Consider the following 20,332-nt stretch of genomic DNA (forward strand, 5'->3'; position numbering starts at 1 on the left):
ATCCGGTTTTCAAGGTTCGCTGCGTTGCTTGTGCGCTGCAACGCGAGGAATCACTATACGCACCCCGCCTCTACTTTACGAGGGTTGTAGACGACTCTCTATGGTTTCTCCATATATGAGGATGCTTTGCAAGCTGTGACATAGCCTCAATCAGTGCGTCACGTGCTTCAGCATTTGCCGCCTCGGCATAAATGCGCACGTAGGAGCCTGATCGGGATGGACGAAGCATCGCCCAAGAGCCATTTTTGAATTGCACACGCAATCCCTCGGCATGATTGACCGACACGGGCTCCATTCCCGCCAGAGTAGGCGGATTGAGTCCCGGAAGCAAATTGCGCAGCGTTTGGGATGCGGCAGAATCCAGACGTAAATCACGCCGTATATATGACATGGCACCCAAACGCTCGGAAAGCTCATCTACAAGCTCGGATAACGGACGTCGCTCCTGTGCCAAAAGCTCCAACACCAAAAGGCAAGTCAAAAGGCCATCTCGCTCATACAGATGTGTTGGCACGCAGATGCCACCGTATTCCTCTGCAGCCATTACAACATCACCCTGGCGCACTTCAGCATAGAGGCGATCAAAACCTACGGGCACCTGAGTAACTTCTAAGCCAAGGCGCTTTGCTTGTGAAACAATACGCATAGAACTCGCCAACGTGGTAACCACACGGCCACGCAGCCCCTGGTGTTCGACAAGATAGCCCAGGATTAAAGGGGCAAGGTTGTGTGCAACAACCAGCCTCCCCTTTTCGTCAATAAGCGCGGCACGATCGCCATAACCATCAAGCACAAGACCCACGTCCGCGTGCTGGCAGATAACCAACTGCTCACACTCATCTACCCAAGGCTCTACAGGTTTAGGATGCAAGCCATCAAAATCTTCGCGCCGATCCCCATGAATCTCGGTAACCGAACAGCCCATGATCTCAAGCGCATTGTACAAAACCCCAGACACCGCACCGTACATGGGATCAAGCACAATCCTTAACTGTGCCGAGCGAATCAGATCGGCATCAAAGTAGGACAAAAGATTACCGAGATAAGGTTTTACTAAATCGGTACGCTCGACCTCACCATAGGTGGGAAAAGGATTTGCCAGTACACGCCTCTCAACCTCACGTGCAAATGCAGAGGTTACAGGACCACCATCTTTACCGCGAGCAATAATGCCACCATACTCACAGGGACTCTCAGAAGCCGTAACCATGAGTGCGCCTGCTGCATGGCTATCGTTTGCTGCGGCCCATTCAACTGCTGGCAAAGGACAAGCGCCAAGGGACACCTGCGGCTGTAGCCCAAAAGCCGCAAGCGTCTTGCCTATAAGCAATGCAAATGATTCGGCGTGGTAGCGCCTGTCGTAGCCCACATACACACGGGCATCACCATAGCGCTGAGACCAAATTGCACCAATAGCTCCAGCGACACGCGTGACATTGGCTTCGCTAAAGTCTCCGTCAAAGCGCCCCTGCCAGCCAGAGGGAGCAAACCTAATGACGGGCATACATTCTGCCCCTTAGATTCTCGCTCCGCCGAGGCCCTCAATAAAGGCGTCACGGGTTGCGGGGTTAGCAAGCGCCATACGAGCGTTAGTGGCCGCCCAAGCGGCGGGAGTGCCCGTATCACAGCCATCGTTGGGATCCACGACAACAGCGTACATTTCTTCTTCTTCAAGAAGACGTGCCATTGCATCGGTAAGCTGAATCTCACCACCAGCACCGGGGCCTTGAGTACGCAAAAGCTCCATCACTCGGGCAGACAAGAGGTAGCGACCAACAATAAAGAGATGGGAAGGAGCATCTTCTGGATTAGGTTTTTCTACCAGACCACTAACCTTCCAGACAGCACCAGCTTCCTCATCGGCTGCATCTTCAAAACCAGAAAGACTCTCAACGCGTTCGCCGGCGATAATGCCATAGCGGCTCACTTGTTCAGCAGGCACAGGTGCCACCGCAATGACAGAGGCGCCGCCATGAGCCTCAGATACCTCTTGCATGTGTACACACATCTGCTTATCGGGCACAAAATAGTCACCAAGCAGAACAAAGAACGACTCGTCGGCTGTCTCTAGAGCAGCACACAGCACTGCATGACCAAGACCACGCGGATCATCTTGATATACAAAGCTTACCGGCAGAGCACCTGCTTCATGAACAAGCTCTGCTTCTTTACGTTTGCCATGCGCTTCAAGATACTCCTCAAAATGCTTATCTACCGAAAAGTACTCATTTATCTGTGGCTTTTCATGAGAGTTAACGATCACAACACCATCAACTGCAGAAGGCGCCAATGCCTCTTCTACCACATACTGAATAACAGGTTTATCAAGTACAGGAAGAAGTTCCTTGGGCAGCGCCTTGGTAGCCGGAAGAAAACGGGTCCCAAGACCTGCGGCAGGGATTACGGCCTTCATAAAAGAGTCCTTTCGTTTGTGCTGCATTTTCTAGCAGATATCTTTATGTATAGAGCAGAACGCGCGAGTAGCTCTACAAGTTACAACTCGATATTGAGAGAAACGCCCTGCTTCTCTAGATAACTAACCCAGCGATTCATAGTGTCCGCAGAAAGATCGTGTTCCATAAGACAAGCTTCAGCATTTGCTGTCTCGTGATCAACACCCAACTCTTGCTCGAGGAAAGCGCGCAGCGTAAGGTGACGACGCCAGATATCACGACCATACTCGCGGCCTTGGGGTGTCAGCTCGATACGACCATAGCGCACCTGCTCGACCATGCCAGCCTCTCTCAAGGCGGTCAGCGCTTTGTTAACACTTGCCTTAGAAACATTCAGCTGATCGGCAACATCGACCGAGTGAACACCTGAGTCGGGCTTATCGCTTGTCCGACTCAGCCTATAGATAGATTCGAGGTAATCCTCGCTCGACATAGAAAGGCTATCAGTACCGTGAGTGTTGACTTTACCTGACTTTGTAGTCATATGTGAAAACCCTTCGTTCGACATCAGTTGAGGCTAACTTTACCCACTGAAGCGGTTTGTCAAACACCACAATACCCGTGAACGGTCAAGCAGATATAGATTACTCGCTATCAAAACCGAGATCGGGCAAATCGACACGGCGAATGACAGCGCCCACCGAGGTAAGTTTGGGAACAAAGCCTTCATAGCCTCGATCGATATGATGCACGTCGGTAACCGTGGTATAGCCATCAGCAACAAGACCAGCCATGACAAGTGCGGCGCCACCACGAAGATCGGGGGCCTTTACCTCGGCTCCCGAGAAACACGAAACACCGTGCACAATAGCATGATGACCCTTGATAACAATGTCAGCACCCATGCGCTGCAACTCACTGGCAAACATAAAGCGATTCTCAAAGACATTCTCGGTTACAACGCTGCTGCCATGAGCAAGCGCCAACAAGCACATAGTCTGCGCCTGCATATCAGTTGGAAAGCCCGGGAAAGGTAGGGTTTGAATATCCGTTGGCTTAATAGGACCATTTTTGCGCACGACGACACCGTCAGAAAGACGCTCAATATCAAGCCCCATAAGCTCATATTTGCGCAAAACGAGGTCAAGATGACGGGGGTCAAAACCGCGCACAGTCAAAGGACCGCCAGCTAACCCGCCCATACCGATAAAGGTGCCCGCTTCAATACGATCACCGACGGTGCGATGTTCCACCGGATGAAGAGTTTCTGTGGTACCTGTAATCTCAATGACAGGAGTGCCCGCGCCCTTGATATGAGCACCCATTTCATTAAGAAGATTGGCTAGGTCGACAATCTCAGGTTCGCGAGCGGCATTGTCAATAACGGTCGTTCCGCACGCATGCACCGATGCCATCATGAGGTTTTCAGTAGCACCAACACTGGCAAAATCCAAGGTCACCGTCGAACCTATCAAGCCATGAGGCGTCGAAGCATGGATATTGCCATGATCGATATCAAAACTCACGCCCAACGCCTCAAGACCAAGGATATGCATATCAATTTTACGAGCACCAATGTTGCAGCCGCCAGGCATGGCAACAACTGCCTTGCCAAAACGCCCCAACAAAGGGCCAAGCACTGCTGTTGAGGCTCTCATCTGAACTACTAATTGATACGGTGTTTCCCACTTGTCGACACCTGAAGTATCAATACGAAGCGTATGCTCATCTGCAACCTCAATCTCAGCACCAAGACGCTTAAGCACCTTGCCCATCACATGCACATCGGCAATATTGGGCACATTGGTAAGTGTTGTTACGCCAGGGGCCAAAATGGTAGCCGCCATAAGCTTTAGAGTGGAATTTTTTGCACCCTCAACGATAATTTCACCACTAAGGGGATGTCCACCCTCGACTTGTATTGCTTCCATGAGGCCCTCTTTCGTCGCCTGCTACTCCTCTACTGTAGCAGTCGCATCAGAGGAGGCGGCGTGCTTCAGCAGCAGGTTGCACCACTTAATCTTTTCGTCATAATACGCATTGCTGTGGTCATCTGCAGCAAGTTGCTCTTTTGCATCAAAAGCTTTTTGGCGCGTTTGTCGCACAACTTTGGGATCAATATCATCCGAGCGACGTGCGTGGTCAGCCAAGATGATGACCGTGTCATTGCTAATTTCGGCATAGCCACCTGAAATAATAACGTTCACCTGGCCTGCGCCCTCTTCGTCAACGGGGTGCAAGCGCACTACGCCGTCACCAAGAGCGCAAATTTCTGCGGCATGCCCAGGCCAGACACCTACCTCACCCGAAGGGGTGAGGAGGGTCAAATGCTTGGCGTGTCCTTCAAAGAGAAGTTTGTCTGGACGGACAAACTGGCAGGTAATAGAAGACATAGGCGTCCTACTTTCCTGCTACAGAGTTTTCTGCCATCTTGGCGGCACGAGCGCGCACGTCATCAATTGAGCTCGCATAGCGGAAAGCCTGCTCGGGAAGATCGTCGCACTTGCCATCAACGATCTCTGCAAAAGAGCGAACGGTTTCTTCAATGCTGCAGTACACACCTGCATTGCCAGTGAATTTTTCGGCAACATGGAAGGACTGCGACAGGAACTGCTGAATTTTGCGCGCACGAGCAACAACGAGCTGCTGTTCTTCGGAAAGTTCATCCATACCCAAAATAGCAATGATGTCCTGCAGGTCGGAGTACTCCTGCAAAATCTCCTGCACAGCTACCGCAACACGATAATGCTCCTCGCCAACAATGCTGGCATCTAGTGCCGAGCTAGAGCTTGCCAGAGGATCAACCGCAGGATAGATGCCCAGAGATGCAATAGAACGTGAAAGAACCGTCGTGGCATCTAGGTGGGTAAAGGTTGTTGCAGGGGCGGGGTCGGTCAGGTCATCTGCAGGAACATAGACTGCCTGAACAGAGGTAATAGAACCTTGCTGTGTCGAGGTAATGCGCTCTTGCAAATCGCCCATCTCGGTAGCCAGCGTAGGTTGGTAACCAACAGCAGAAGGCATACGACCAAGCAGCGCAGAAACCTCCGAGCCTGCCTGCGAAAAACGGAAGATGTTGTCAATAAAAAGCAACACGTCCTGGCCCTTATCGCGGAAGTATTCGGCGGTAGTTAGGCCAGCCAGACCAACACGCAAGCGCGCTCCAGGCGGCTCGTTCATCTGACCATAGACCAAGCAGGTCTTCTCCAAAACACCAGATTCCTTCATCTCAAGGTAAAGGTCAGTACCCTCACGAGTACGCTCACCAACACCCGTAAAGACTGAGGTACCACCATGCTCTTGTGCAAGGTTGTTAATAAGCTCCTGAATCAAAACAGTCTTGCCAACACCTGCGCCACCTAGAAGGCCTGTCTTACCACCGCGAACATAGGGCTCAAGCAAATCAATCGCCTTGATACCCGTCTCAAAAATCTCTGTTTGAGTAGTCAGCTCATCAAAGGCTGGTGCGGGATGGTGGATGGGATAATACTCAACATCATCAGGTATAGGTTTGCCATCAACAGGCTGACCCATGACATTCCACACGCGACCCAAAGTTGATGGACCAACGGGCATCATCATGGGATGGCCCGTAGCCTTTACCTTGACACCACGCTGCAAGCCGTCGGTAGAAGACATGGCAACGGTACGCACTACGCGATTGGGGAGCTGTGATTCAACCTCGAGGATAGTCGAAATGTGACCCATTGGCGTATCAGCTTCGACCGTTAATGCCGTATAAATGCTTGGCATACGATTGCCAAACTGTACGTCTACGACAGGGCCAACGATACGAACAATGGTGCCTGTACCAGCGGTACGAGACATCTGCTGAATCGCAGCGTCCTCGAGAGCGCTGCGCTCTCTCGTAGTTTCCATAGACATTAGTTACTTTCCTCCAATGCGGCTGCGCCACCGATAATTTCGTTGAGTTCTGTGGTAATCGAACTCTGGCGTACGCGGTTGTAGGTCCTCTCGAGGCCACTCAAAACTTCCCGGGCGTTATCAGTGGCTGACTGCATGGCGCGACGGCGAGCGCCGTGCTCCGCCGCAGCCGAATCGAGAAGCGCATGGTAAATCACCGTTCGGATATAGGAAGGAATGAGATAACCCAAAACTTCTGAAGCCGAAGGCTCAAAACTAAAGGTGGGGAAACGTTCAAGCGTAACCTCTCCCATTGCCTCGGGATTGCGTGGTTTGTTTGGCATCATGAGCTTCTTGCGCGATAAGGGTAGCAACTGCTCAGTGACCAGCTGCTGCTCCATGCGGTTCTTTGCATGCCAATACTTAATAACTACGCGGTCAACCCTACCTGAGGCATACGAATCTATTACATATGAAGCAATACGTTCCGCTTCATCACGAGTAGGCTCGGCAGAAATCCCTACAAAGGAAAGAGCAGGCATTGTCTTGCGATAGCTAAAGTACTCGGTAGGTTTGCGACCACAGGTAATAATACTTACCTGCTTACCTTGGGCGGCAAGCTTTTGCATCTCACGCTCAACCTCGCGCTGAGGCACAATATTAAAACCACCGGCAAGACCGCGATCTGAAGCAATCAGGATAAAGAGTACACTCTTTTCCTGTTGACGCTGCACAAGCAGCGGAAATTCAGACAGCGAACTTGCAGCGGCCACGTTGGCAAGAATGTTGGTAATTGCATCCTTGTACGGTTCTGCTTCCTCAGCTTTCTGCAAAGCACGCTGAATACGCGCCGTGGAGATCATCTCCATTGTGCGCGTAATCTGCATAGTGCTCCTGATAGAGGACATGCGATGCGATATGTCACGAAGATTCGCCATGTCTGCCTTTATGCCTCGGTTATCTTCAGAGCGTCATCAGAATCTTGTGCATCCTCAGAGAAACTTTCGACGTCAATCTCCTCTTGATTGGGATACTTGGCGAGGAACTGTTCTTTAAAATGCGCAATGTGCATCTTAAGGCGCTCTGCCTGTTTGTCGCTGATTTTGCTCTTAACGATAGTGCGACGCAGCTTCCCGTGACGCTCATTCATATACTTGGCCAGCTCGTCGCGGAATAGCACCACATTCTCAAGGTCAATATCATCAAGGAAGTTTTCCTTGGCAGCAAAAATCGAGATAACCTGATCGGCTACCGGCAGTGCTGCAAAACGTTTTTGCTTGAGCAACTCCATCATATGAGCACCATGGTTGAGCTGATAGCGCGTCGTAGCATCAAGGTCAGAGCCAAACTGCGCAAAGGCCTGCTTTTCGCGGTAGCTGGCCAAATCCAAACGCAGCGTACCTGCTACCTGCTTCATAGCAGCCAGTTGAGCAGCGCCACCCACGCGCGAAACCGAAATGCCCACATCAACTGCGGGACGCTGTCCTTGGAAGAAAAGGCTTGACTGCAGATAAATTTGACCATCGGTAATTGAAATTACATTAGTCGGAATATAAGCAGAAACGTCGCCCTCTTGGGTTTCAATGATGGGAAGAGCGGTCATTGAGCCTCCGCCATGGGCATCGCTCATCTTGACTGCACGCTCGAGCAAGCGAGAGTGTAGATAGAAGATATCGCCAGGATAAGCCTCACGTCCAGGTGGACGATGTAGCGTGAGGGACATCTGACGGTATGCCACAGCCTGCTTTGATAGGTCATCGTAGACGATCAAAACGTGTCCACCGGGGTGCTTTGCATCTGCAGGATTACCCTGCTTATCGTTGTACATAAAGTACTCACCAATAGCAGCACCTGCCATAGGTGCGATGTATTGCATGGGAGCGGAGTCAGCAGCAGTAGCAGCAACGATGATGGTCTTGCCAAGAACGCCACGCTGAGCAAGCTCTTCACGAATAGCTGCGACCGTAGATGCCTTTTGACCAATCGCAACATAGATACAAATCATGTCGGTTTCGCGCTGGTTGACGATAGCGTCAATAGCGATAGCGGTCTTGCCCGTCTTGCGGTCGCCAATGATAAGCTCACGCTGACCACGACCGATAGGCACCATCGCGTCAATCGCTATGAGGCCAGTCTGTACTGGCTCGCACACGGGCTGACGCTCCATGATGCCGGGAGCCTTAAATTCAATGGGACGGCGGTGCGATGTGTTAATGGGGCCTTGACCATCGATAGGCTGACCCAAAGGATTAACAACACGGCCAAGCATGGCATGACCAACAGGAATATCCATAACGCGACCAGTCGTATGGCACTCATCGCCCTCTCTGATGGTATCTACCTCGCCAAACAAAACTGCACCAACAGAATCGGTGTCAAGGTTTTGAGCAAGGCCATAGATTGAGTGAGCAGTACGAGAGCTGGTAAATTCTAGCAGCTCACCAGCCATAGCCGTCTTGAGTCCGTCGATACGAGCAATGCCATCTCCTACCGACGTAACGATGGATGCCTCATTAAGATCTACCGTCGTGCCAATTTGTGCCAGCCTGTCACGCAATGCATTCATGACCTCGCTGGAGCTAATGCTATTTGTCATTGTCATCAACTCCAATAAAGGTAGTTGAGAGCTGCCTGCGAATGCTGGTGAGCTGTGCTCGCACCGAAGCATCAAAACGCTTGCCACGCTGCTCGATAATAATTCCGCCCAAAATCTCGGGCTCTACTCGCTCGACAAGGTAAATGGGGCGACCAAGATCTGCTTCGACCTTTGTCTTGACCTTGCGGCGCAGCTCCTCATCTAACGGAACCGCTGTGGTCACCGTAACATTTACAGTGTTATCCTCACTATCGATAATCTCTTTGTACTGCTTGGAGACAGCATCAATAAGCTCTAGGTCACCAGCATGATGCATGGCGCCCAGCGCCTCGAGAACCTCAGGTGAGAACTTACCTGCATGCAGCCACTGCACGAGGTCAGCGTTGGGGCGACCCTCAGCACGACCCGCTTCAATCAGCGCGCGAGCGTAAGCCTCAACCTTCTGCCTGTCGTCGCTACTCTTTGTCATTAGTCTTTCCCACTTCTGCAAGGTACTTCTCAGCAAGGGCACGCTGCTGATCCTCAGAGAGCTCATTGCCGATAATCTTGCCTGCAATTTCGACAGAAAGGTCTACAACAGAGCCCGAGAGCTCAATCATGGCCTTACGGCGCTCGCCTTCAAGAGCTTCATGCGACTTTGCGATAATGCTCGAAGCTTCTTTTTGTGCCTTAGCAAGCACCTCAGAACGCACAGACTCTGCGTCTTTCTTTGCCTCGGCAACAATTTCTCCTGCTTCACGCTGCGCCTGATCTACACGGGTAGCATATTCGTGCTTTTCCTTTTCGAGCTCAGCGCGCGTACGCTCCGCAGCATCCAAGTCTTCTTGAATTTTTGCCTGGCGATCATCTAAGGTCTTAGTGATTGTGGGCCAAGCATACTTTGCCAACAAAAACCAAATGACTAGGAAGGCAATCAGTGCGGGAATAAACTCCGCAGGCTTGGGGATCAGAATGCTCGCGCTTTCTGGCATGTTACAGCCTGAGAGAGAAGCCGCTGAAATCACAGCGAAACTCAGTGCAGCAAGCTTGTGCACACCCTTCGGCATCTTGTTATCCATATTGCTAGCCTCCGTCCAGAACGTCTTTGCCACCCAATGCTTATTTAGCAATCAGGGTAACAACGAAGCCGATCAGAGCTAGGGCCTCGACAAATGCGGACGCGAGAATAAATACGGTGAACAGACGGCCTTGCACCTCAGGCTGACGCGCCATTGCACTTGTAGCGCCAAATGCTGCCAAACCAATGCCTAGACCAGCACCAATAACGCCGAGGCTGTAACCAATAACTCCCACGGTTCCTCCTTATGACTTGCTTAAAAGACGTGCGTGTTCTTTCTTACACGTTATGCCAAGCGGGTCTTATACCCGCACAAGGCCAATTTATACCGTGATATACGGTAAAAATGGTAACTAGTCGCCCTCCTCAGCAGAGTTAATGTAAACAGCAGTCAGAAGCGTAAAAACATATGCCTGAATAGCTGCAACTAGTATCTCTACAAGGTAGATAATGATGAGAACGAGTACCCATGCAATCGAAGCAAAGATGCCTGCAGCATTTGCAGGGTTAAATGCGACCAGCAGGGGCTGGAAAAACATTGATGCCAAAACGGCAAAGGTACCCATAACAATGTGGCCTGCGTACATATTGCAAAAAAGACGAATAGCCAAAGTGATAGGGCGTAAAAGCGTAGAAAAAATCTCAATGACCCATACAAGAAGAGCTAAGGGCAGCGGCAAGCCTTCGGGTGCGAGACTCTTGATATAACCCCAACCACCTTTGGCATTAACGCCCATCCAGATAAAGTAGATAAATGAGACAAGAGCAAGAGCTGCAGTAGTGCCAATGGTGCCCGTGCCAGGGTGCATACCAGGCACAATACCCACCACATCATTGACCAAAACAAAGAAAAATAGCGTCGCAAGATAGGGAAAGTGCTTGCGCCACTTGTCGCGACCAAGCATACCAATGCAAAGATCATCGCGTACAAATTCGATGAGAAACTCCATGCCATTGACAAACTTGCCTTTAGGAGCAAGTGATTGTGCCTGGGCCTTAGTGAAGACCACCATGAGAACCAGCAGCAAAATGCAGGAGAGGTACAGCCAGAATGAATACTGAGTAATTCCAAAGCCTAGGTTGCCAAAAGCTGGCGTGGAATCAAAGCCCCTTACGAGCTCATCCACAACCGCTGGCAGCTTATCAAAGACTTCCACAGCAAGTCCTTTCCCCAACCCGACCCTCAGCCTTTTTGGGCATCTTGCCAGGCGCGCACTGCTTCAACAGCCCACAGACTGAGATATGCAGCTACTAACGCAATTCCAAAACTCAGCTCTTGCTTTGGCGCCACCATCCACACGACAAAAAGAGCAAGTTCAAATACACAAAGTGACACAATAACACTCACTAGCCCTAAAGCAATACTCACTTTCCCGTGCCGTTGCATAGCACGCTCAAACAAATATGCCTGTGGGAGAGCTCCCACTATGCCACATATAGCACCTATAACTACTGTACTCCATGTCTCCAAGGCGCTATTCCTTACCGCAAATCAAATCAGACGGCAGTATAGTTCTCGTAAATTGTACTCCCTCTGAACTATGTACGAACTTACGCCTTCATCACATTAGTCTGAGATATTTTTGCATTTCTCACTTACCATATCATCAAAATTGAGTACAGATACTAGTAGGCTACCTGAGAACAGGACTTCTTATGCTACATTGCACGGACTGCGAGTTTGGCAAATTCGAACGCAACGAACGCACTGGTCGCTGGCGTGGAACCTGCATGCGTGGCTATGTTTTGGCAAACCCCCACATAGATGAGGGTCCTGATCATTATTTTGCCGATAGCCCCGAGGAGCTAGTGCCCGTCACCGACCCGCGCGGCCATGAATATCTGCGCACCAAAGCCATTTGTGACAAGTATGTGCATATCTCTGAAGTTGACAAAGCACAGGATGGCCGTGGTGGCATCCTGCGCTTTCTCAAACCTAAATCACCTAAAAAAGATCAGTAGAGCTTGTTGCTCTATTTACTTGGTGCCATAAATGCGGTCGCCTGCGTCACCTAAACCAGGAAGAATATAGGCAGCCTCATTAAGTTGACGATCAAGGGCACAGGTATACAGGCGCACCTCAGGATCAAAGTCAAGAACTGCCTTGACGCCCTCTGGAGCTGACACAAGGGTCAAAGCGCGAATATCTTTGACTCCTGCCTCACGTAGGAACTGAATGGCAGCGGTAAGTGAGCCTCCGGTTGCAAGCATGGGATCAACAATCAGGCAGGTACGATTCTCGATATCCTGAGGAAACTTGCAGTAGTACTGGTGTGGTTCATGGGTTTCAGGATCACGATACATACCAACATGGCCCACGCGAGCAGAAGGAACAAGGGATAAGATGCCATCAACCATACCGAGGCCTGCACGCAAGATGGGAATAATGGCAAGCTTTTTACCCGAGAGACGCTTGCATACGGCGGTCTCAAGCGGAGTCTCAACCTCAACGTCCTCTAGCGGAAAATCGCGCATAGCTTCATAACCCTCAAAAATTGCGAGCTCGCTCACAAGCTCGCGGAACTGCTTCGTAGAGGTGTTCTTATCGCGCAGAATGTGCAATTTGTGCTGTACAAGGGGGTGATCAATGATGGTAAAGCGGCTCTCGTCAAACTCGATTGCCATAGGCGATCCTTTCTTTCGCGTGAACTGCAATGCACCTGATATGTTGTTGCAGTCCCCTAATACCTCCCAAATTCTAGCGCAGAACGACATGTGAATTGTTCATTCGATAGAAATGGCAGATAGAAGTAGCCATGAGCTGTCCCGCCACTCAGTTCATTGTCTGAGCTCTATCGTCTTAAGAAGGCTACCTAAAGCCTCGTGTAAAAATTTGTGCAATCAAAAAACGGACGCTGCCATAAGGTAACATCCGCTTTTTCTCTAGTGATGAGTTTGCTTTTAATGTGCTGCTACCTCGACGTCATTAATCAACCGGAATAATTTATCCTTATGTCCGAGTAAGAAATTAACGATGTTGTTGCATGAAAAAACTTGGATATCCCGCATTGATGAGGTTGAATAAAACGCTGCATGAGGAGTGATAATAACGTTATCCCTGCCTACAAGCGGATGATGGGCAAGGTCAGGAGTTTCGTCATACAAAACATCAGCACCAAAGGCACGAATTTGTCCCGAATCAAGCGCTTTAACTAAAGCCGCTTCATCAACACTAAGGCCACGACCCAAATTAATTAAAATGGGATGCCGTCTCATTGAAGAAAATGCTGCAGCGTCGAAAAAGCCTCGATTGCCTTCATTTAGACTCATATGGCATACGATAGCATCTGCCTTTTCATATAATTCCTCGACCGTTTTTGCTTGGACTACGCCACGCGCCGTGAATTCTGCCTCATCAACGTAGGGATCATATGCCATAATGTCGTGCACTAGATTTTGTGCTTTACCCGCCGTACAACGACCTATCTTTCCAAAACCCACAATGCCAAGCGTTTGATCTTGTAAACGCGGATATTGGGGGGCGGCGGCAAAATCCCACACATGATTCTCTTCAATTTGTTTGGAATAAAACTTAAGATGTTTGTTAAGAGCAAAAAGATATGCAATAGCGCTCTCTGAAACATCCCAGGTGCAATACTCCCCTATAGGACATATGCCAATCCCACGTTTCGTAGCGGCCTCTACATCTATATTGTCCCAACCAGTTGCATTAATGCCAATAACTTTCAGCTTGGGAGCATGCTCAAAAGCATCTTCATTCAGAGGGATAAAAGCTGTGAGCAGTGCATCCGCATCAGAAAGTTTTTCATAAAAATTTGTTCGAGTTTCATCGGTATAGGGAAAAACTTCTATTTCTAGGTCTTCACCAAGACCTTCTCTTAATGTTTTAATTTCGAGTGAATGCTCAGGCATCATGCTTTCAGAATAATCACTAATAAGCACTTTCATGACATCTCACCTCCCTAAAAAGATGCTCGCCCATACAGGCGAGCATCCAAGAAACTATGTTTGATCTAAGGGCGCTCAATGGGCTGAGTAAGGCAGTGGGGTCCACCACCGGCATGCAAAATCTGATCAAACGGCACGTCGATAACCTCAATACCCAAGGCACGCATCTTGTCATTAATATGCTTGTTTTTCTCAATTGCAATGACTTTGTTGTTGCCGATGCACTGCACATTGCAGCCATGCTTATACATGTCTTCACTTGCAACGGGAATAAGCTCAAAATTACGACGCTTGAGCATTTGAAGGAAGTTATACGGTAGCTGATCAATACAAGCCAATGCCACCTGAGGAGCCACAATATTAAAAATCATATCGAGATGCAAATTCTGTGGTGGACAAGGTACACCTACAACGGTGTAGCCAAACTTTTCAAGCTGATAACGCAGACTTGCGACACCCTGATCGTCGGTCCTATCAACCATGCCAAAAGCAAGCGTATGCTCATCAAGCATCCAGAAGTCGCCGCCTTCCATACAACCCGCATTGACGCGTGCAATAATGGGGACGCCCATCTCTTTTAGCTTTGCTTCATACTGTTGAGCCTCAACTTGGCGAACAGGATGGCGGAAGTGCCCCATAATGGCACCTTCCTTAACCATGCAGCCGTAATCACGAGCAAATGTCATTACTTGAAACTCAGGCTTTGCTTCAACTTCCACAACCTCAATTCCATTGTCGCGGTAGGCATCCACTAAGGTCTGCCACTCAGCAACCATAACATCGTTTTTCTCGGTATCGCCCTTCTTCATCCACTCGGCAGTAATGACATTAATATCATTAAAGGTGTAATACCTAGGCGAGCAAACCATAACTTTCTTCAGTGGGTTTGTAGCATTAGAAACGTAAATTTTTTCTTCAGACATTTCTTTTCCTTCCAGCTCAATTACAAATCTCTAACAAGTCATATGCCTTGATATGGAGCTATCCGAGAGTCACGCCAATTACGAGCGTTACGCAGCAAATGACAAAAAACATTCCCAAAATGGGGAGAATCTTCTTAATCCAATCGGCATAGCTCATATGTGCCGCAGAAGTACAGGTCATAACAATGACTGAGGTGGGTGTCACCATCTTTGCTAAACCAAGAGCCATACACATGATTGTGACCATCAAATGTACAGGCACATTGGCAAAGCGAGCTAACGCGGCCATGATTGCCATGGTTGCAGCAGCCAGACCTGTAGAACTGGGAATAAAGAATGCAATTGCAAAATAGAACACCAAAGACACGATAACAAAGGCAATGGGAGGTAGCGATGAGAGAGTTATCTCACCAAAGTGAAGAATAGTGGGAGTAATCTGACCTGCATCCATAACCACCTGAATGCCTCGTGCCATAGGAACTACAAAGGCTGTCGATACCAGAGCAGAAGCACCCTTCATAACAATGTCGATAGTTTTTTCAATGTCATAACCCATGACAAAACCGATAATGATGGTCATAGTAAAGACAAGCATAGATAGTTCATTGAAATACCAACTACCAAAAGGCGTGATGTCTTTGCCAATGACAGTGCCGAGCACAGGAATTTCTGCAACGAATTTTACAAAATCATCAAAGAAAGTCCAGGATGGATTAATTGAGGTCCAGGGAATAAAGCCAAAAATCATGATGGTAAAAACCAAAACAAATAGAATTAAAGCCGTGCGCTGCTTGCTCGTTAACTCTTCGAGAGTCTCATGATCGGCAGCAGCAAATTCTGCCAAATCCTTTTCACGGCGGAAGAACTGGGTAGAAAGCTCAGGGTTCGCCTTAATTTTATCTGCATAGCGACAAATCACAAACGAAGCAAGGGCAACAAGTACAACTAACAGAACTGCACGCAAAGCCAGACCATCACCGCTAGAAACACCAGCAATACCTGAGGCAACACCGACTGCAAATGGGTTTACTGTTGAGGCAAGGCAACCAACCTGAGTTCCGATAATAACAATCATTACCGCAACAACGGTGTCTAATCCCAAAGATAGGATGACAGGAACAAACATTATGTAATACACAATGCCTTCCTCATAAGCGCCCTCAAGAGTGCCAAAGAAAGCCATAATCGCAACCAAAGCAACGATCAATACGTGCATATTGCCCTGACTTTTGGAAGTAACTTGACCCAAGAAGGACTTAATAGCGCCAGTGTTATCCATCATCTCAAGGAAACTACCAAATGCCATGATGGTTAGTGAAATGGCAATGGCAGCAGATGTACGAGCAGAGCCTACCATGCCGATAATAGGTGCAAGAAAGACATCCCAAATACCCTGAGGATTAGCATCTACTACATGATAAGTACCAGAGATTGCCTGACCAGCTTCATTGAGCTCATAGGCGCCTCCTGGAATGAGCCATGATAAAGCAGCAATTCCTAATGTGACAAAAAACAAAATGACATAGGTATTGGGGCTCTTAAGCTTGCGAGGTTTTTTCTCCTCAGCTTGTTGCGTAGTAAGTTCGGCCACGGCAGACCTCCTCCCTCGACCCGTCTTCTGGCGAGCCATTTTGATAAATAAACTTGAGCTACTAGCATTCCGCCCCTCGAGGTCGGCGAAATTAAAGACGAGTCCTAACTAGACAGATGGGACATATAAATTCCCCAGCGTTGCGGCCATGATTGCCTTGATCGTATGCATGCGATTTTCCGCTTCTTTAAATTGATGTGCATGCTTCGAATAAAAGACATCATCCGTAACTTCCATAGCAGAGATTCCAAACTCCTGTCTGATCTCTTCGGCGTATTCGGTATCTGTGTTGTGGAAGGCAGGCAAGCAGTGGAGGAAAATCCAATCTGGATTCTTAATGTGAGATACAAGTTCAGCATTTACCTGGTAGGGGCTCATTTGTTGCACACGCTCTGCAAATTTGGACTCCTCGCCCATAGCTGCCCATACGTTGGTATAGATGACGTCAGCATCGACAACTGCTTCGATAGGATCATTCGTAACACGAATGGTGGCTCCACTTTCCTTTGCTAGCTGCTGGGCAGTTGCAAGAATTTCGGGGTCAGGTTCAAGTTCGGCAGGTGTTGCATTGGTGTAATTCACGCCAAGAATTGCAGACGTAATCATCAAAGAATTCTGAACATTATTACGGCCCTGGCCACAATAGGTAAGATTAATACCTTCAAGTTTGCCAAAATGTTCTTTGATGGTCATGAAGTCTGCCAGCATTTGCGTAGGGTGCTCACGGTCGGTAAGACCGTTCCACACAACGACACCAGAATACTCTGCCAACTGCTCTACATGCTCTTGCTTGAAACCACGAAACTCAATACCGTCAAACATCGACCCCAGGACTTTAGCAGTATCCAAAACTGTCTCTTTATTACCCAACTGAATATCATTTTTCCCGAGATATTCTGGATGAGCACCTAAATCAATCGAGGCAGTAGTAAAGGCTGCACGAGTACGTGTTGAAGTCTTCTCAAAAAGCAAAGCAATGTTTTTCCCCTCAAGATAATGATGGGGAATATTGCGTTTCTTCAAATCCTTGAGATGTTCCGCAAAACCAATAAGCCATTCAAGTTCGGCGCGACTGAAATCTCTTGTCGAGAGTAGGTGACGACCTTGAAAAATAGATGTAGACAAAATAAGCCCCTTTCGACTTGGCTAGAGTCCGTCTCTCTCCCGACGGACATCACCCAAGACAAAAGGTGACCCCTCCTGGCAGACCGAGAAGATCTCCCGCCATTGCTGACAGACCGTCCCGAAAACCAGCATGTGATCGCGCACATGTAACGCAAGCAATTCCGCATTGCTTATAGCAGAGTCTAAATGCAAGCTGGAGAACATAGCAATGGAGGAACTACATATAAATCCAGTGTTATCTTGTTATTTCTTACAAATACGCTGGTAATCTCTGTAATTTTGGTAAAAGAAATCATTTTAGGGGTGAGCTTAGAGACCGCTTAACAGCATCTTACCTACCGTTCACAGATAGGGGGAGCAAAGCTATCGAGAGTGCTATTGCCAAAAATCTATCCGACTCATCTTCTATATTTAGTAAGGCTTTTAACTTTTTGAGTCGATAACGAATAGTATTGGGATGCTGCTGTAAAGCATTTGCAGTTTGAGAAATGCTTCCTTGGTAAGAAAGGAAAATCCTGAGTGTCTTTATCAGCTCTCCGTTGGTATCCTCAGCTTCAATTTGATGAAGCACTGATTTTGCCTCGTCTTGGTACAGCAAATCAGAATTTGCAATCAAAGCAAATTTCTCTACACCCATCTCACGCCAAGACACAAGGGCTTGATGTTTAATCATGGCATAGTTTGCCGCAAAAAGTGCTGTCTTCAAAACTAAGCAAAAATCTGATGCACCGAGAGCGTTCCCCACCCCGCAAGGACTCATAAAAAGGGTGTGTAGCTGTTTTGCCAGTTCTTTTGCTTCGCATTCCAGCTGCACGCTCATATTGTCACGGCTCAACGAGCAAATGAGCACTAATGCGTAGTTATCAAATCGCTGGACGATATATTTACGCTTTTCCACATTAATCTGACCCATTGTAATGCGATTGCGTATATCGCCCAACATAGTTCTTGCTTGAGAAAAGTCTTCTGGCAGCAGTAATGCGAGACATACAAGCTGTTGTTCTCCCGCATCTACGCTTATTGATGCCAGCGCAGCACTGATTTCTTTGGAGCTCCTCGGACCAATCAATGCACGCAACACATCTTCGCGTGCTTTCTCTTGCTGATCCTCATATATGAGCTTCAGCGCATCAAATACAACTGCTTCGTGATAGCGACCTTCATAAAGATAAACGGGTACGCCGCTTTCGCTACTTTTCTTTTTTACTGCCTCCCCAATGTGGGGCCCATATACCGTCTTTACGCCAATACCTGCTACACCACGGTCAATCATTGCAAGTAAGGCACGATCAGATTCAAGCTCATCGCCGTTTGCAAACCCAAGATTTGTGAGGATAAACTCCCCAGGCATATACGCACTATATCCATTAAATTCTGGTCCAATATCAAGAATACCAACATTGGTGACCGTGCGGGATTCTGCTTTTTCACAAGGAGCAACAAGACGTACGTTGTAAATTGATGGAAGAGAAATAATATCTGCAACAGTAGCCATGTCACATCCTTCCACTCCTAGGCGGAATAAGGGGCTAACCAAAAACTTAATGCCAAAGACCTACACCTGACTGCTACTCTACGCCGGGAAAGGCAGAATCATCCTCGCGCATAATTTTGGCGACGCGATCTGTATGACGACCTCCCGCGTGTTTTGTAGTCAAGAATGTCTCAATGATGGCGCAGTTGTCCATCAGACTCACAAAACGACCAGACAGGCAGACGATATTTGCATTATTGTGTGCACGAGCAAGGCGCGCAAAGGTTGTATCCTGCACGCACACCGCACGAATACCTGCGACCTTATCGGCAGTAATTGCCATACCCAAACCAGTGCCGCAAATCAAAACACCGTATTCTGCTTGACCAGAAGCGACCTTTCGGGCAACTTTATCAGCATAGTCAGGGTAATCTACTCTATCGTCACTATCGGGTCCAAGGTCCAGCACCTCATGACCCAAATCCTGAATAAACTCAATGACAGGTTTTTTCTGCAAAAAGCCTGCATGATCGGAAGCAATGGCAACGCGCATAATCATATCCTCTCTCACATTTGCATCATGGGCTATGCGTCATACCTATGACACAAGACCACAGCCAACCTAACCCAATTCGGGATACAGCGGGTGAGCGGCAAGCAAGGCTTGAACTTCGGCCGCTATATGAGTCGCTAACGTTTCATCTTCAAGTGCACCCAACACTTCGCCAATCATCTCTCCCACGCGGTGACATTCTTGCTCGGTGAAACCACGTGTGGTAATTGCGGGCGACCCAACACGCAGGCCAGATGTTTTGAAGGGGCTACGCTTCTCACCTGGAATAGTATTTTTGTTTGCCGTAATACCCACCTTTTCAAGCACAAGCTCGGCATCACGACCAGTAACTTCACCTAAGGGAGTTAAATCTACCAGCTGCAAATGATTATCAGAGCCACCTGATACAAGCGCAAGCCCACGGTCAACCATGCCTTGTCCTAGAGCTTGACAGTTAAGAAGCATCTGATCGATATAGGCTGTAAACTCAGGTTTGAGTGCCTCGCCCAAAGCAACTGCCTTACCCGCAATAACATGCATCAACGGGCCGCCCTGTGTACCAGGAAACACCGCCGAGTTTATCTTTTTGTTAAGCTCCTCATCATTGGTAAGGATCATCCCACCGCGTGTACCGCGCAAAGTCTTATGTGTCGTTGTAGTGACTACATCGGCATAGGGGAAGGGGCTAGGATGTCGGCCCGCAGCCACAAGACCTGCAATATGTGCCATATCCACCATCAGATATGCCCCCACCGAATGCGCAATTTCAGCAAAGCGTTCAAAGTCGATAATGCGTGGATATGCTGAAGCGCCCGCAATAATGAGCTTTGGTTTGCATTCCTTAGCA

The 20,332-nt window shown here is 48.6% G+C and carries 22 protein-coding genes; 1 reads left to right on the top strand and 21 read right to left on the bottom strand.

Annotation, left to right across the window (positions count from 1 at the left end; translation table 11 throughout):
* Positions 1 to 70: 70 nt before the first annotated feature.
* The 13 genes from Q0X25_RS03165 to Q0X25_RS03225 form a co-directional block, all read right to left on the bottom strand.
* Positions 71 to 1,504, bottom strand: a complete 1,434-nt coding sequence (locus Q0X25_RS03165) for a phosphoglucomutase (protein ID WP_298578988.1) — start codon at positions 1,502 to 1,504, stop codon at positions 71 to 73.
* 12 nt (positions 1,505 to 1,516) lie between these two features.
* Positions 1,517 to 2,413, bottom strand: a complete 897-nt coding sequence (locus Q0X25_RS03170) for a UTP--glucose-1-phosphate uridylyltransferase (protein ID WP_298578989.1) — start codon at positions 2,411 to 2,413, stop codon at positions 1,517 to 1,519.
* 80 nt (positions 2,414 to 2,493) lie between these two features.
* Positions 2,494 to 2,937 carry a metal-dependent transcriptional regulator gene (locus Q0X25_RS03175; RefSeq protein ID WP_298578990.1) on the bottom strand — a complete coding sequence of 148 codons (444 nt, stop codon included), beginning with the start codon at positions 2,935 to 2,937 and terminating at the stop codon, positions 2,494 to 2,496.
* 100 nt (positions 2,938 to 3,037) lie between these two features.
* Positions 3,038 to 4,324, bottom strand: coding sequence for a UDP-N-acetylglucosamine 1-carboxyvinyltransferase (murA, locus tag Q0X25_RS03180; protein ID WP_298578991.1), 1,287 nt, complete (start codon positions 4,322 to 4,324; stop codon positions 3,038 to 3,040).
* A 21-nt stretch (positions 4,325 to 4,345) separates the two neighbouring features.
* Positions 4,346 to 4,786, bottom strand: a complete 441-nt coding sequence (gene atpC, locus Q0X25_RS03185; protein ID WP_298578992.1) for an ATP synthase F1 subunit epsilon — start codon at positions 4,784 to 4,786, stop codon at positions 4,346 to 4,348.
* Positions 4,787 to 4,793: 7 nt separating this feature from the next.
* Positions 4,794 to 6,278 (bottom strand): F0F1 ATP synthase subunit beta, encoded by a 1,485-nt coding sequence (gene atpD / locus Q0X25_RS03190; RefSeq protein ID WP_298578993.1) that lies wholly within the window; start codon positions 6,276 to 6,278, stop codon positions 4,794 to 4,796.
* Complete coding sequence (gene atpG, locus Q0X25_RS03195) at positions 6,278 to 7,195, bottom strand: ATP synthase F1 subunit gamma (protein WP_298578994.1); 918 nt, start codon at positions 7,193 to 7,195, stop codon at positions 6,278 to 6,280. Before atpG ends, atpD begins: the two co-directional genes overlap by 1 nt.
* A gap of 8 nt (positions 7,196 to 7,203) precedes the next feature.
* Complete coding sequence (atpA, locus tag Q0X25_RS03200; protein ID WP_298578995.1) at positions 7,204 to 8,853, bottom strand: F0F1 ATP synthase subunit alpha; 1,650 nt, start codon at positions 8,851 to 8,853, stop codon at positions 7,204 to 7,206.
* Positions 8,843 to 9,322 (bottom strand): F0F1 ATP synthase subunit delta, encoded by a 480-nt coding sequence (locus tag Q0X25_RS03205; RefSeq protein ID WP_298578996.1) that lies wholly within the window; start codon positions 9,320 to 9,322, stop codon positions 8,843 to 8,845. Before Q0X25_RS03205 ends, atpA begins: the two co-directional genes overlap by 11 nt.
* The gene (gene atpF, locus Q0X25_RS03210; RefSeq protein ID WP_298578997.1) at positions 9,309 to 9,911 is read right to left on the bottom strand and encodes a F0F1 ATP synthase subunit B; all 603 of its coding nucleotides are present in this window, start codon (positions 9,909 to 9,911) and stop codon (positions 9,309 to 9,311) included. Before atpF ends, Q0X25_RS03205 begins: the two co-directional genes overlap by 14 nt.
* A 40-nt stretch (positions 9,912 to 9,951) precedes the next feature.
* Positions 9,952 to 10,146, bottom strand: a complete 195-nt coding sequence (locus Q0X25_RS03215) for an ATP synthase F0, C subunit (RefSeq protein ID WP_021626236.1) — start codon at positions 10,144 to 10,146, stop codon at positions 9,952 to 9,954.
* Between the two features lie 117 nt (positions 10,147 to 10,263).
* Positions 10,264 to 11,067 (bottom strand): F0F1 ATP synthase subunit A, encoded by an 804-nt coding sequence (atpB, locus tag Q0X25_RS03220; RefSeq protein ID WP_298578998.1) that lies wholly within the window; start codon positions 11,065 to 11,067, stop codon positions 10,264 to 10,266.
* A gap of 26 nt (positions 11,068 to 11,093) precedes the next feature.
* Positions 11,094 to 11,381, bottom strand: coding sequence for a hypothetical protein (locus Q0X25_RS03225; protein ID WP_298579000.1), 288 nt, complete (start codon positions 11,379 to 11,381; stop codon positions 11,094 to 11,096).
* A 185-nt stretch (positions 11,382 to 11,566) separates the two neighbouring features.
* Between Q0X25_RS03225 and Q0X25_RS03230 the strand changes: the two genes are divergently transcribed.
* Positions 11,567 to 11,872 (top strand): hypothetical protein, encoded by a 306-nt coding sequence (locus Q0X25_RS03230; protein WP_298579001.1) that lies wholly within the window; start codon positions 11,567 to 11,569, stop codon positions 11,870 to 11,872.
* Positions 11,873 to 11,887: 15 nt separating this feature from the next.
* On the opposite strand, the gene upp is transcribed toward Q0X25_RS03230, so the two are convergent.
* The 8 genes from upp to Q0X25_RS03270 form a co-directional block, all read right to left on the bottom strand.
* Positions 11,888 to 12,535, bottom strand: a complete 648-nt coding sequence (upp, locus tag Q0X25_RS03235; protein ID WP_298579003.1) for a uracil phosphoribosyltransferase — start codon at positions 12,533 to 12,535, stop codon at positions 11,888 to 11,890.
* 276 nt (positions 12,536 to 12,811) lie between these two features.
* Positions 12,812 to 13,819, bottom strand: a complete 1,008-nt coding sequence (locus Q0X25_RS03240; RefSeq protein ID WP_298579005.1) for an NAD(P)-dependent oxidoreductase — start codon at positions 13,817 to 13,819, stop codon at positions 12,812 to 12,814.
* A gap of 65 nt (positions 13,820 to 13,884) precedes the next feature.
* On the bottom strand, positions 13,885 to 14,742 hold the full coding sequence (locus tag Q0X25_RS03245; RefSeq protein ID WP_298579007.1) for a dimethylarginine dimethylaminohydrolase family protein: 858 nt from the start codon (positions 14,740 to 14,742) through the stop codon (positions 13,885 to 13,887).
* Positions 14,743 to 14,800: 58 nt separating this feature from the next.
* Complete coding sequence (locus Q0X25_RS03250) at positions 14,801 to 16,333, bottom strand: YfcC family protein (protein WP_298579009.1); 1,533 nt, start codon at positions 16,331 to 16,333, stop codon at positions 14,801 to 14,803.
* A gap of 108 nt (positions 16,334 to 16,441) precedes the next feature.
* On the bottom strand, positions 16,442 to 17,458 hold the full coding sequence (argF, locus tag Q0X25_RS03255; protein WP_298579011.1) for an ornithine carbamoyltransferase: 1,017 nt from the start codon (positions 17,456 to 17,458) through the stop codon (positions 16,442 to 16,444).
* 331 nt (positions 17,459 to 17,789) lie between these two features.
* Positions 17,790 to 18,953 carry a PucR family transcriptional regulator gene (locus Q0X25_RS03260; RefSeq protein WP_298579013.1) on the bottom strand — a complete coding sequence of 388 codons (1,164 nt, stop codon included), beginning with the start codon at positions 18,951 to 18,953 and terminating at the stop codon, positions 17,790 to 17,792.
* Between the two features lie 73 nt (positions 18,954 to 19,026).
* Positions 19,027 to 19,485, bottom strand: a complete 459-nt coding sequence (gene rpiB, locus Q0X25_RS03265) for a ribose 5-phosphate isomerase B (protein ID WP_298579015.1) — start codon at positions 19,483 to 19,485, stop codon at positions 19,027 to 19,029.
* Positions 19,486 to 19,554: 69 nt separating this feature from the next.
* Positions 19,555 to 20,332: serine hydroxymethyltransferase (locus tag Q0X25_RS03270; RefSeq protein WP_298579016.1), on the bottom strand; the 778-nt coding region annotated here is incomplete at its 5' end.

The organism is uncultured Olegusella sp., from assembly GCF_947253395.1.
Lineage (GTDB): Bacteria > Actinomycetota > Coriobacteriia > Coriobacteriales > Atopobiaceae > Olegusella.

Bases quoted from the DNA above. Each gene is read 5' to 3' on its own strand.
- rpiB (WP_298579015.1), bottom strand. From the start codon at position 19,485: ATGCGCGTTGCCATTGCTTCCGATCATGCAGGCTTTTTGCAGAAAAAA.
- atpF (WP_298578997.1), bottom strand. From the start codon at position 9,911: ATGGATAACAAGATGCCGAAGGGTGTGCACAAGCTTGCTGCACTGAGT.
- Q0X25_RS03165 (WP_298578988.1), bottom strand. From the start codon at position 1,504: ATGCCCGTCATTAGGTTTGCTCCCTCTGGCTGGCAGGGGCGCTTTGAC.
- murA (WP_298578991.1), bottom strand. From the start codon at position 4,324: ATGGAAGCAATACAAGTCGAGGGTGGACATCCCCTTAGTGGTGAAATT.
- atpG (WP_298578994.1), bottom strand. From the start codon at position 7,195: ATGGCGAATCTTCGTGACATATCGCATCGCATGTCCTCTATCAGGAGC.
- Q0X25_RS03175 (WP_298578990.1), bottom strand. From the start codon at position 2,937: ATGACTACAAAGTCAGGTAAAGTCAACACTCACGGTACTGATAGCCTT.
- atpC (WP_298578992.1), bottom strand. From the start codon at position 4,786: ATGTCTTCTATTACCTGCCAGTTTGTCCGTCCAGACAAACTTCTCTTT.
- Q0X25_RS03205 (WP_298578996.1), bottom strand. From the start codon at position 9,322: ATGACAAAGAGTAGCGACGACAGGCAGAAGGTTGAGGCTTACGCTCGC.
- atpA (WP_298578995.1), bottom strand. From the start codon at position 8,853: ATGACAAATAGCATTAGCTCCAGCGAGGTCATGAATGCATTGCGTGAC.
- Q0X25_RS03240 (WP_298579005.1), bottom strand. From the start codon at position 13,819: ATGAAAGTGCTTATTAGTGATTATTCTGAAAGCATGATGCCTGAGCAT.
- upp (WP_298579003.1), bottom strand. From the start codon at position 12,535: ATGGCAATCGAGTTTGACGAGAGCCGCTTTACCATCATTGATCACCCC.
- atpD (WP_298578993.1), bottom strand. From the start codon at position 6,278: ATGTCTATGGAAACTACGAGAGAGCGCAGCGCTCTCGAGGACGCTGCG.
- Q0X25_RS03170 (WP_298578989.1), bottom strand. From the start codon at position 2,413: ATGAAGGCCGTAATCCCTGCCGCAGGTCTTGGGACCCGTTTTCTTCCG.
- Q0X25_RS03245 (WP_298579007.1), bottom strand. From the start codon at position 14,742: ATGTCTGAAGAAAAAATTTACGTTTCTAATGCTACAAACCCACTGAAG.
- Q0X25_RS03260 (WP_298579013.1), bottom strand. From the start codon at position 18,953: ATGGCTACTGTTGCAGATATTATTTCTCTTCCATCAATTTACAACGTA.
- Q0X25_RS03230 (WP_298579001.1), top strand. From the start codon at position 11,567: ATGCTACATTGCACGGACTGCGAGTTTGGCAAATTCGAACGCAACGAA.